Source organism: Tritonibacter mobilis F1926 (genome assembly GCF_000376545.2).
Lineage (GTDB): Bacteria > Pseudomonadota > Alphaproteobacteria > Rhodobacterales > Rhodobacteraceae > Epibacterium > Epibacterium mobile.
Map to the genome: position 1 here is coordinate 1,762,066 of NZ_CP015230.1, position 12,280 is coordinate 1,774,345.

Here is a 12,280-nt window from a genome sequence, read left to right on the forward strand (position 1 = left end):
TGCTTTATTGCAACAGCTGAATGTGACCTTCTTCACAGTGTGACGCGACGGAACACGGTAGATCTCACAGAAAAGTGTCCAATTTTGGAGTCGATTTTTACGATGCGCATAATCCCTCTTCTGACCGCCCTGGTCGTGACACTTGGCCTTTACGCCTTGGTCATGGAGCGCGACAGCCTGCTGGCTTTCGCCCGCGGCGAAGATACCACCGAATTTGAAGACACCGCCCCAGAGGCAGACGCGCGCACCGAATTGGCCGATGCTGGCGACACCGGCGTTCATGTGGCAGTGGTTGCAGTGCACAGCAAGGCGCGCGCCATCGACAATGCGGTGGTCCTGCGCGGCCAGACCCGCGCCATGCGACAGGTCAACGTCATGGCCGAGACCGCCTCCACCGTGATCTCTGAGCCCCTGCGCAAAGGCGCATCGGTCGAGAAAGGCGATGTGCTCTGCGAACTCGACCCAGGGACACGTCCCGCCTCGCTCCTCGAAGCCCGAGCCCGATTGGCCGAAGCGCGCGCAAATGTTCCTGCCGCCGAGGCCCGCCTTGAGGAGGCCAAGGCCGTCCTTGAAGAAGCGCGCATCAATCTCACTGCGGCCACCAAACTTTCTGAAGGCGGCTATGCTTCGGAAACCCGCCTTGCATCGGCCAAGGCCGCTGAACGCACCGCGCAGGCTGCAATCGCCACCGCCGAAGGCGGGCTGACGTCGACCCATGCCGGGATCGAGTCCGCTATCGCCGCCGTTGATGCCGCGGAAAAGGAAATGGATCGCTTGGTGCTTCATGCCCCGTTCAATGGTATCTTGGAATCGGACACCGCCGAACTTGGCAGCCTGTTGCAAGCCGGGAGTCTCTGCGCCACCGTCATTCAACTCGATACCATCAAGCTGGTGGGCTACGTGCCGGAAACGTCGATCAACCATGTCTCGTTGGGGTCCAAAGCGGGCGCGCGGCTGGCGACCGGGAAACAGGTGGCAGGGACCGTCTCTTTCATCAGCCGATCTGCGGATGAGACGACCCGCACCTTTGAGGTGGAAATCACCGTTGCTAACCCGGATCTGGCCATTCGCGACGGCCAGACCGCAGAGATCGTGATCGCCGCCGAAGGCACCAAGGCCCACCGTCTGCCGCAATCGGCGCTGACACTGAATAATGAAGGCCAACTGGGCGTGCGCGTGGTGCGCGAAGACAAGACTGCAGGTTTTGTGCCCGTCACATTGCTACGCGACGAATCCACCGGCGTCTGGATTGATGGCCTGCCCGAAGAAGCAGATGTCATCACAGTGGGTCAGGACTTCGTCACCGAAGGCGTCGCCCTTGACCCTACCTATCGGGAGATGAGTGAATGATCGGTCTCGTCAACTGGGCCGCAGATCGTGCGAGGATGGTCCTCGCCTTTATCGCCATCTCCCTGCTGGTGGGGGGCTTTGCCTATGTGAGCCTGCCCAAAGAGGGCGAGCCCGATATCGAAATCCCCGCCCTGTTCATCTCCGTGCCCTTCCCCGGCATCTCGGCCGAGGACTCCGAGACGCTGCTGGTGAAGGTGATGGAAACCGAGCTTGCCGATCTGGACGGGCTCGACAAAATGTCTGCCACCGCTGCCGAAGGTTATGCCGGTGTGGCGCTGGAATTCGACTTTGGCTGGGATAAAACCGCCGTTATGGCGGATGTGCGCGATGCAATGGATGCCGCCGAGGCGGAGTTTCCGGAGGGCGCGGAAAAATACGCCATCCACGAGATTAACTTCTCTGAGTTTCCCATTGTCATCGTGAATATGTCCGGCCCAGTGCCGGAACGCACAATGGCGCGGCTGGCCAAGGACTTGCAGGATGACCTTGAGGCGCTGGATTCCGTGCTTGAGGCCGGGATTGCAGGCAATCGCGACGAAATGGTCGAAGTCCTGATCGACCCGCTGCGTCTGGAATCCTACAACGTCACTGCGGTCGAGCTGATTAATGTTGTGCAAAACAACAACCAACTGATTGCCGCCGGTGAGGTTGAGAGCAATCAAGGTACCTTCTCGGTCAAGATCCCATCGTCCTTTGACAGCGTCGAGGACATCTACGGCCTTCCCGTCAAAACCAATGGCGATCGGGTCGTCACGCTGGGGGAATTGGCACAGATCAATTTCACGTTTGAGGACCGCCAAGGCACCGCGCGATTTGATGGTCGCGACACGGTGGCGCTTCAGGTGGTAAAGCGCAAAGGGTTCAATCTGATCGACACTGTAGATCAGGTGAAGGCGACACTTGCAGAAGCGCAAGACAAATGGCCGCCCGAGCTCAAGGCCGCAGTTACCCTTGGCACATCCAACGACCAAAGCCGCGTTGTGGGGTCCATGGTCAGCCAGCTTGAAGGCTCTGTCCTGACGGCTGTGGCGCTGGTGATGATTGTGATCCTCGCGGCTCTTGGCAGCCGCGCCGCGCTTCTGGTGGGCTTTGCGATCCCAACGTCGTTCCTGTTGTGCTTTGCGTTCCTTGCGTTGATGGGGATTTCGGTCTCCAACATCGTGATGTTCGGCCTGATCCTTGCGGTGGGTATGCTGGTGGATGGTGCAATTGTGGTGGTGGAATACGCCGACAAACGCATCGCCGAAGGCACCGGCCCCATGCACGCCTATGTGGAGGCCGCACAGCGGATGTTCTGGCCGGTGGTTTCCTCCACCGCGACAACGCTCTGTGCCTTCTTGCCGATGCTATTCTGGCCGGGTGTGCCGGGCGAATTCATGGGCATGCTGCCGGTGACGCTCATCTTCGTTCTTTCGGCCTCGCTCGTGGTTGCGCTGATCTATCTGCCGGTCATGGGCGGTGTCACAGGTCGGTTGAGCCGCACGTTTGGCAATGCCTCCGACGTTTTGCGTCGCACGCTTCCTTGGGCGGTGCGCGCAGCCTTGGTGCCGGTGGCGCTTTGGGGGATGTTCGTGGGCGCGATGCAACTGCTCAACCCGGGCTATCTGTTCTCGGGGGCCACCGGTATGCCGGCGGCGCTGCTTGGGGCTGCCATCTTTTTGTTGTCCGCTGTAGCAGCTTCTATCACCCTCGGCGCAGCAGAACTGCAGCGCCGCCAGCGTGGCGTCGTCGCTGGCAACCGCCTGCGCGGGTTTGGCTGGTTTATCAAGATGATCGTCGGCAACCCTGTGATGCCAGTGGTCACGCTCTTGGTGGTGGGTTTTGGCATCATGACAGTGTTCGGTCTGTTCCAGACCAACAATCGCGGGGTCGAATTCTTTGTCGAAAGCGAACCCGAACAGGCCACCGCCTATGTGCGGGCACGCGGCAATATCTCGCTCCATGAAAAAGACGAGATGGTGCGTGCCACAGAGAATTTGATCATGCAGCACCCGGCTGTAATCAACGTGTTCTCCTTTGCAGGCGAAGGCGGTCTCAACACGGATGCTTCTGGTGCCAGCACCCCGCCCGACACCATAGGGCAGGTGCAGTTTGAGATCATCCCATGGGAGGACCGCCCGACCAAGACCGAACCAATCCTCGGTGGCCTCTTTGAGCGCGAAGTAACCGCCGACGAATTTGACGGCGACACGGTGCTCGAAGAGCTGAGCAAACTCACCGATACGCTTCCCGGTTTCAAAGTTGAAATCAAAGCGCTCGAAGGTGGACCCGCGTCAGGCAAGCCGGTGCACCTGCGTATCAAAGGGGATGATTGGGAACCGCTGCGCGCGGCCACCAATATCGCTCGCACGCATTTCGAAGAGACACCGGGGCTGACACTGATCGAAGACAGCCTGCCCCTGCCCGGCATTGACTGGGAAATCGACGTGGATGTGGCAAAGGCGGGTCGTTATGGCGCCGATGTGGCCACCGTCGGCGCGATGGTGCAATTGGTGACACGTGGCATCTTGCTCGACACCATGCGAGTGGACAGTTCGGACGAAGAAATCGAAATCCGCCTGCGCCTTCCTGAAGAGCAACGTGTGCTGTCCACGCTCGATACGCTCAAACTGCGCACCGAAGAAGGGCTGGTGCCGCTGTCGAACTTTGTCACGCGCAAGCCTGTGCCGAAACTTGCCGAGATTTCGCGCATCGAACAGCAGCGTTACTTCGATGTGAAAGCAGATGTTGAGCCGGGTCTCAGCAGCATCACTATGCAGGACGGCGATGGTGAAACCGTGCCTCTTGCAATCGTAAAAACCCTTACCGAGGGCGCAAGTGCCGCTGGCGACACCGTAACGCTCCCCAATGGCGCAACAGCCGAGGTCAAGACCCTGACCGGGTCCGGCTCTGTTGATGCGCTGCGTGAGGCGATTGCAGATGGCGATACCCTGATCACCCCAATCAATGCCAATGAGCGCATCGCGGAGCTGACCAAATGGCTGGAAACCTCGCCATTTGACGCCTCGATTGATTGGGAATGGACGGGCGATCAAGAAGAGCAAGCGGAGTCCGGTGCCTTCCTTGCCAAGGCCTTCCTCGGCGCACTTGGGCTGATGTTTGTGATCTTGCTGGCGCAGTTCAACAGCTTTTACAATTCGGTGCTCGTGCTGTTGGCGGTTGTTCTGTCCACCACCGGCGTGCTGATCGGCATGATGGTTATGCAACAGCCGTTTTCCATCATCATGACTGGAACGGGCATCGTGGCGCTGGCGGGGATCGTTGTGAACAATAACATCGTTCTCATTGATACCTATCAAGAATTCAGCCAGCACATGCCACGGCTCGAGGCCATCATCCGCACCGCAGAGGCCCGCATCCGTCCGGTGCTGCTGACCACCATCACCACGATGGCGGGTCTGGCGCCGATGATGTTCGGCATCAGTCTGGATTTCATCAACGGTGGCTATTCCATCGACAGCCCAACCGCGCTGTGGTGGAAGCAGCTGGCAACTGCCGTGGTCTTTGGCCTTGGCGTCGCGACCGTGCTGACGCTGGTAATCACACCGTCGCTGCTGGCGATCCGGGTGTGGCTCTCAACCTATATGGCGTGGATGGGACGTGTCATTGCGCGCATAAGCGGTGGCAGCGGCAGCCAAGTCGTGCGTGACACAGAGCTGCAACGCAAAGCGCGCCGCCTGCCCTCAACTGAAATCGATTGGCTGGGCGAACCTGCGGCGAAGGACACTGATGATGCGTCTACTTCAAACGACGCGGCCGAAGATGCCGATACCCCGACAGGAAGCTCCCCCCTTAGGGCCGCCGAGTAATCCGGCACAGACAAAACGCCCCCTCTGAAATCTCAGAGGGGGCGTTTTTTTATTCCCGATTGACGGCTAATATGATGATCAAAGCCTCGGGCGCAGAGTCGATCAGCTCTTGTCGTTCATCGGTGCCTGTTCCAGCACGTCAGATTGCTCGGCCTGATCAATCTCTTCCATATCGGCCACGCCGTCTTTGTTGACATCAACCATCTCGAACTCCTTCTGGGTCAGCGTAGGATACTCCTGCTGAAGCTCCTTGAAGGTCAGCGCGCCTGCCTGCTCAACTTCTGCCATGGCGGGGGCTGCGATCAGGGCGCTCAGGGCTGCGGTGGTCAGTGCAATGCGTTTCATGATGTCCTCCTTTGAGGTCTTACTCGTGAATTTGAGGGGTTTGCCCTCGTGACACCACACCACCTAAGAACCATCCCTGTGATCTCCAGTGCCATGCGCCCTGACCTGTCCGGATCGGCACGCGACTGCCGAGATCGCTTTCCATCATAAGCAAGGTGTCGCACAGACGGCTGCTTTGGCAAGAAATCACCTATGCGTGATGGAACAAACTTTCAGAACGGGCGGCACTACCTTGATTTCAAATGCATTTTAAAGAAACCTCCGACAGCTATGCGGCTTCGCTCTGTCGACCTCAACTTGCGTCACCACCAAAACACATGCAAATATCAAAATCCCCTATACACAGCGCGACAACCGCCCTGTGTCGATGACCAGTACAGAGTTCTACGAGATGCCTAAGTCCGCCGCAGCCAGAATTGGGCGCAAACGCACCGCATATGCGGTTTTGGGTTTTGTTATGATGGGGCCGAAATCTGGCTATGACATCAAGCAGGCGATTTCACGCAGTACGTCATTTTTCTGGAATGAAAGCGCCGGCCAGATCTACCCCATCCTGCGTGCTCTTGAAGACGAGGGGCTGATAGAACGTGACATGACCTCCCCGACGTCTACAGGCAAACGCCAGCGGCAAATGTATCAGATTACCGATCGTGGTCAGGCGGCGTTGCAGGACTGGATCGAGGGCCCAAGCAGTGATGTCATCGTTCGCAATGAGCTGCTCCTGAAGATGTTTTTTGGCGCAAGCGTCGCGCCACAGGTCATAATCAAGATGTTGGAAGACCACCGCCACGGTCTACAAGATCGCATCGCCTTTTTCAAAGAGATCATCCGACAGCGCCAAGCCGAAGAGGCAGCAGGAAAATTGGCGAACGCCGCCTTTATGATATCAACGCTGGATTACGGGTATCGCATGGCCAGTGCAGCGGCGGATTGGTGCGATGCAACGATTGCGTCACTCAAAAATCTCTAAATTACGTCGCAAGTGATGTGCTTTTGCTCTGGGCTTCGTGTCAGGGCACCCTTGGAACATTACAAAAGAAAATCCCGGCACCTCGCAGCGCCGGGATCTTTTATCGGATCTGCGGATCGCCCGCACAGATCTCAAGAAGTGCTGACGTTGATCAGAAATCTTCCCACAATTTAGCGGCGGCGTTGCTGCTGCTCTTGCTGCTTGCAACCGCTACATTGCTGGGTTCGGGCGTGTAGTCCCAATCGTCCCCATGTGCGGACGGAGCAACCATCTGAGGCTCCTCAGCCGCTGCGGGTGCGATGGGCGCCACATTGCGTGTCCCTGCGCCGAGTTTGAAATGTGCAACCATTTCCGCAAGGTTCACAGCATTGGCCTTGAGCATATGGCTCGCAGCGGTGGCCTCTTCTACCATCGCAGCGTTTTGCTGCGTGACCTGATCCAGTTCAACCATGCCGCTGTTGATGTCGCCAAGCCCGGCGGATTGCTCGCTTGCACCCTGCGCAATGTCGGAAATCAAACCGGAGATTTGCGTAACACGCTCTACGATATTGTGTAGCGCTTCTCCCGCTTTGCCAACCAGATCGACGCCGCGCTCCACCTGTTTGGAACTGTCACCGATCAGCGTTTTGATCTCCATTGCCGCACCAGACGAACGTTGTGCAAGTGCGCGCACCTCGGAGGCCACCACCGCAAACCCACGACCAGCTTCACCCGCTCGTGCAGCCTCAACACCCGCATTCAGCGCCAGAAGATTGGTCTGGAACGCGATATCGTCGATCACGCCAATGATCTGCGAAATATGGTTAGAGGATTGCTCAATCTCCGTCATTGCGGACACGGCATTATTAACGATGGTACCGCTGTTGACCGCTTCGGATTTTGCCTCTTCCATAGTGTTGGCAACGCTGCCAGCACCTTCGGCGGCCTGACGCACAGATGCGGTCAGTTCATCCAGAGCGGCTGCCGTCTCCTCCAGAGTTGCGGCCTGACTTTCTGTACGGCGCGCAAGATCGTCAGAGGCAGAGCTGATCTCGGTCGAGCCGTTCTGGATACTATCGGCTGCATCCACCACGGCCGAAACCGTATCGAACAGTCGATTGACCAAGGCATTGAAATCCGTGCTGAGTTTTTCGTAATCAGCGGGGAAATCTTCCTTGATGTTTACGGTCAGATCGCCAGTCGACAGCTTGCCAAGTGCGTCGGACAGAACGCTCACCACATGCTCTTGCACGGCATCCTGTTTGCGCTTTTCTTCTTCCATCCGCTTCTGCTCAGCAGTGGTGTCACGGAAATCCACCAGCGCCTTGCCAAGCGCGCCGATTTCATCACGGCGGTCGGCCTCAGGAATGTCGCGCGTCGTGTCGCCATGTTGCAAGGCATCAATATGCGTGACCACGTCCTGGATCGGACGCGACACCGCAACCGCAATCATATAGAAGATCACCGAAAACGCGGCAAAGATCGCAAAACCAAGGCCCGCCGCGACCATGTTCGCATGCATGATCTGATTGGCGATGATAGAAGTATCCAGCGCCCAGACCATATTGCCGGCTTCCTCGCCTTCAAACATCAGTGGCGTCTTGAAATAGGTGAAATCCCCATCCTCGAGCCGCATTTGATCAGACTCGAGCAGACCATTCGCGCGCTCGATCCATGCCTCCTGCATCTGATCGCCCTTAAATGCCTCGGCCAGCACATCACCGCTACTGACGACACGCGCAAAAACAAATGTCTCGCGCTCAGCCAGCGAGGCCAATGTGGTATTCGCCAGATCGCCATCATAGTTCCACGCCGCCGTCGCAAGAGGTGCGGCAATGTAGGACTCCGTCAGCGATACCTGCTCTTCAAAGCCGGTATAGAGCGCCGTAGACAGGCGCTGAGCCCAGAAAGTCGTGATCACACCGATCATCATCAGTAAGCCCGCCATCCCGGGAAGCAGGATTTTGCGCTTCACTGGCATGTTCCGGAACCAAGACGTTAAGAACATGGTGTCCCTCCAAATTAATTGGGGTCACTCTCGCGCAAATGCATTTTTTTTCAGTTAAACCTTTGCCGGAGGGGTTACGCGAAAACAGCATAAAACTTCCAATTTTCGATACATATTAACGATCCCCCTCGCCCAACCGATGCTCAGCAGCGGCGTAGCAAGGGGCGGTGCAGCTCGGTCTGACGAGAAATTTGCCTTTTCCCTCAAATTTCTTCTGGACGCCCCGAAACTGCATCGCTATACGAACGCTCACACTCCGGCGTAGCTCAGCGGTAGAGCAGTTGACTGTTAATCAATTGGTCGTAGGTTCGATCCCTACCGCCGGAGCCAATTTACTTAAATTCAAGATCTGCTCGCTCAGCCACCTCTAGTGGAATGGGTGTATTCGCGCCGATGCGGTGAGAATTCTTTCAGCCAAAGCTGCGCCTTATGCCTTTGCGCCGGCAACCGGCTCCGCAATGGCGTCGTGATCTACCAAATTCCACGCCAGACCAGTGTTTCGATAAATGCGTTTGGCCTTGTGGGGATAATCCGCCACGTCATGAGCCAGCCTCTGCCCGATCACCAGACATCGAAACGTCTCTGAGCCCGTGTTGCGAATGGAATGCGCAAGCCCGCCTTTGCGGTAGCCGATGAAGTCACCCGGAGCGATCTGGTGTTCGCTGTCGCCGATATACGCAGTTGCCGTGCCCTCAAGCACGTAGACGCATTCGTCCTCATGGTGATGCACATGGTGCTCCGTCGTCGCATGGCCCGGTGCAACCTCGATGAGATGCACGCCAATTCCAGTGAGCCCCGCAAGATCGCCAAGGCTCTTGTTGATACGCTGTGCATCGGGATTGAGAAAATGGGTTTTTGCCAAGCCCTCCATCGCAGCAATCTCAGCCGCTGGAACCAAATAAATATCATCGCTCATTGTGCCTGCCCTTTTTAGGAAATTGCAGCGCATCGGCGCGCGAGGGAACTATAGGCCTGAACGTGCCATCCGCAAACTCGCACGCATACATCGGTACAAATGAGAAATGAAAAGACCCCGCCGCTAGGAGGTGAGGTCTTTTCCAGTCGCAATGCCCAATCTGGGAGGTCAGCCCTCGCCTTGGGGAAGGTAGGTCATCGGGTCCGGGGTGGATGAGCCAGGGGCCGGATCACGATAGGGCGTGCGACTGTCCAGGCAGCCCGTAACAAGATACGCGCAGACCAGTCACATGGACGGGTGCCCGGTCAGCGGGGCGGCGCATTGCTGAGCCGTCCCGCCTTGGGGGTGGATCAGCCGTTGTTGACCAACAGGCCTGCTTCTTGCGCGGCGGCAACCTCTTCCATGTCGGCCTCGCCATTTGCGTCCACGTCGATCTGCGCGAAGGTTTCTGCCGTCAGCGCCGGGTAAGCCACCTGAAGCTCTTCGAGAGACAGGGTGCCGCTGCCGTCAGCATCGACCTCGGCGGCAAAGTTGCTGGCCATTGCAGGTGCTGCGGCCAGAGTTGCGATAGCGGCGGCGGTCAGGGCAAAAGTCTTCATCGTTATACTCCACTCTTTGGTTTGTTTGTGTCGCTCAGCATCGGTGCGCCTCGTGACAAGAATGAAGGTAGTGAGGGTCCGGGTGCCTCGCCAGAGGGTCAGAGGTCTTGCGGGATTTCGGGCAATGTTCGGCCTGATTTTCCCTTTCACACCGGCGACTTGGCGCGCGTCACAGTTCTGTGGACCTTTCCCCGCCGCCCAAAATTACCGGATCTGGCAAGGCACCGCCCAAAATGGGCGATATCCCGAACTCGCAACTTTTACGGGAACAAAATCGCCAGACGGAAATCATCTCCCGCAGCGCAATTGCGCGATAATCTCCGCTCAGGTTTTGCCCGAATCCGACCATAAAGAGGCCGAGTCGGTCAAAAAACCGCTCGGTCTCTTTCATGTCGTTTCCTGTCGTACCCGCGATTGGCGGTGTTTTTACACACACGCGCCGCACGCCCCAAGCGATGGGTCAGGCGACGTCCCGATCTGCCTGCTGGCGCTGCCACAATTGCGCGTAGCGGCCGCCCTGCGCGATCAGCGCATCATGGGTGCCGGTCTCGACCACATCGCCCTGCTCCAGCACCACGATGCAATCCGCCTCGGCAATGGTCGAGAGGCGGTGCGCGATGGTTATTACGGTCCGCCCCTGCCCGGCGCGCGCCAATGCCCCCTTGATCTCTTGCTCTGTGTCGGTGTCCAAGGCAGATGTGGCCTCGTCCAAGAGCAAGATCGGCGGGTTCTTCAGCAGGCTGCGTGCGATGCCCACCCGCTGTTTTTCACCACCTGAGAGTTTCAGGCCCCGTTCACCGACCGGAGTGTCATATCCTTCGGGCAGGCTTGCGATGAAATCATGGATTTGCGCGGCGCGAGCGGCCTCAACGATATCATCCTCGGTTGCCCCATCGCGGCCATAGGCGATGTTGTAGCGAATGGTATCGTTAAAGAGCACAGTATCCTGTGGCACCACGCCAATGGCGGCATGCAAGCTCTTTTGCGTAACCTCGCGCACATCCTGCCCGTCGATCAACAATTGCCCGGCGCTTACATCATAAAAGCGGAACAAAAGCCGCCCGATGGTGGATTTGCCGGACCCGGTGGAGCCGACAATTGCCACGGTCTGCCCGGCTTCGACGGTAAGCGAGACGCCTTTCAGGATTTCGCGCTCTGCCTCATAGCCGAAACGGACATTTTCCAGACGGATCTGGCCACCGCTGACATTGAGCTCACGCGCATCCGGGGCATCCTGCACATCCGGGGGCTGCTCCAACAGGTCGAACATCTCGCCCATGTCCACAAGGCTCTGCCGAATTTCGCGATAGACCGTACCAAGAAAGCCCAGAGGGCCCGTGATCTGGATCATATAGGCGTTGACCATGACAAAATCTCCCACGGTCATCTTGCCACTTTCGACGCCAACGGCCGCCATCACCATCACGCTGACCAGCCCAGCGGTGATAATCACCGCTTGCCCGAAATTGAGCGCGCCCAGTGAATAGGCCGTTTTCAAGGCCGCCTCGGCGTAGCCCTTCATGGCGACGTCATAGCGTGCGGCTTCGCGGTCTTCGGCACCGAAGTATTTGACGGTCTCGTAATTTAACAGGCTGTCGATGGCTTTTTGATTGGCATCGGTGTCTTGGCGGTTCATCTCGCGGCGCAGCTTCACCCGCCATTCGGTCACCGCAAAGGTGAACCACACATAAAGCACCACAGTCACCGCGACGGCGACCAGATACCAAATGTCGAACCACCACGCGAGCACCACCGCGACCAATGTCAGCTCCAGCAGGAGAGGACCGATCGAGAGCACCAAAAAACGCAACAGGAATTCAACGCCTTTGACGCCACGCTCGATGATACGGCTCAGCCCACCTGTCTTGCGGGTGATATGGTACCGCATGGACATCGCGTGGATGTGGCGAAAGGTGGTGAGCGCCAGTCGCCGCAGCGCGCGCTGGGTAACAGGGGCAAAGATCACATCGCGCAGCTGCTGAAACCCGGTGTTCATTACCCGCGCTATGCCATAGGCGACCGTGAGACCAACTGCGCCGAGCGCCAGAACCGGCACACCCTCTCCCGCCAGCGCGTCCACAGCACCCTTGTAGAACACCGGTGTCACCACCGCGATCCCCTTGGCAGCAACCAGCACCAAGATCGCCAGCAGGACCCGGATTTTCACTGAGCGTTCTGTGGCAGGCCAGACATAGGGCCAGACCTTACGCAGGGTGCGCAAGCCAGAGCGGCGTTCGTCTGCGGCGCTGGGATCATCCATCGGGGGCATTGCAGCTCCTCTGTCAATTCGGCCCGGCACATGTC

The 12,280-nt window shown here is 58.0% G+C and carries 9 protein-coding genes and 1 tRNA gene; 4 read left to right on the forward strand and 6 right to left on the reverse strand.

Annotated elements, in window-relative coordinates; translation table 11 throughout:
• Positions 1-102 precede the first annotated feature (102 nt).
• Entirely contained in the window at positions 103-1,350 is a 1,248-nt protein-coding gene (locus tag K529_RS08445) for an efflux RND transporter periplasmic adaptor subunit (RefSeq protein ID WP_046002310.1), read from the forward strand.
• Positions 1,347-5,159: an efflux RND transporter permease subunit gene (locus tag K529_RS08450; protein ID WP_005620193.1), complete on the forward strand. Its 3,813-nt coding sequence runs from the start codon at positions 1,347-1,349 to the stop codon at positions 5,157-5,159. Before K529_RS08445 ends, K529_RS08450 begins: the two co-directional genes overlap by 4 nt.
• Positions 5,160-5,261: 102 nt before the next feature.
• Here K529_RS08450 and K529_RS08455 read toward each other — a convergent pair whose 3' ends face one another.
• Entirely contained in the window at positions 5,262-5,504 is a 243-nt protein-coding gene (locus K529_RS08455; RefSeq protein ID WP_005620190.1) for a hypothetical protein, read from the reverse strand.
• A 391-nt stretch (positions 5,505-5,895) separates the two neighbouring features.
• Here K529_RS08455 and K529_RS08460 point away from each other — a divergent pair, with 391 nt between their 5' ends.
• Positions 5,896-6,474, forward strand: a complete 579-nt coding sequence (locus K529_RS08460) for a PadR family transcriptional regulator (RefSeq protein ID WP_005620188.1) — start codon at positions 5,896-5,898, stop codon at positions 6,472-6,474.
• A 151-nt stretch (positions 6,475-6,625) separates the two neighbouring features.
• On the opposite strand, the gene K529_RS08465 is transcribed toward K529_RS08460, so the two are convergent.
• Entirely contained in the window at positions 6,626-8,461 is a 1,836-nt protein-coding gene (locus tag K529_RS08465; RefSeq protein WP_005620185.1) for a methyl-accepting chemotaxis protein, read from the reverse strand.
• A gap of 255 nt (positions 8,462-8,716) precedes the next feature.
• Between K529_RS08465 and K529_RS08470 the strand changes: the two genes are divergently transcribed.
• Positions 8,717-8,791, forward strand: a tRNA-Asn gene (locus K529_RS08470).
• A gap of 97 nt (positions 8,792-8,888) precedes the next feature.
• Here the strand turns inward: K529_RS08470 and K529_RS08475 are convergent.
• From K529_RS08475 to K529_RS08490, 4 genes are all read right to left on the reverse strand, one after another.
• A complete protein-coding gene (locus K529_RS08475; RefSeq protein WP_005620183.1) occupies positions 8,889-9,377 on the reverse strand; it encodes a cupin domain-containing protein in 489 nt (162 codons plus the stop codon).
• Positions 9,378-9,727: 350 nt separating this feature from the next.
• Positions 9,728-9,976, reverse strand: coding sequence for an EF-hand domain-containing protein (locus K529_RS08480; protein WP_005620181.1), 249 nt, complete (start codon positions 9,974-9,976; stop codon positions 9,728-9,730).
• Positions 9,977-10,145: 169 nt separating this feature from the next.
• Positions 10,146-10,367, reverse strand: coding sequence for a hypothetical protein (locus K529_RS08485; RefSeq protein ID WP_005620180.1), 222 nt, complete (start codon positions 10,365-10,367; stop codon positions 10,146-10,148).
• 69 nt (positions 10,368-10,436) lie between these two features.
• Positions 10,437-12,245 carry an ABCB family ABC transporter ATP-binding protein/permease gene (locus K529_RS08490; RefSeq protein ID WP_046002311.1) on the reverse strand — a complete coding sequence of 603 codons (1,809 nt, stop codon included), beginning with the start codon at positions 12,243-12,245 and terminating at the stop codon, positions 10,437-10,439.
• Positions 12,246-12,280: the final 35 nt, after the last annotated feature.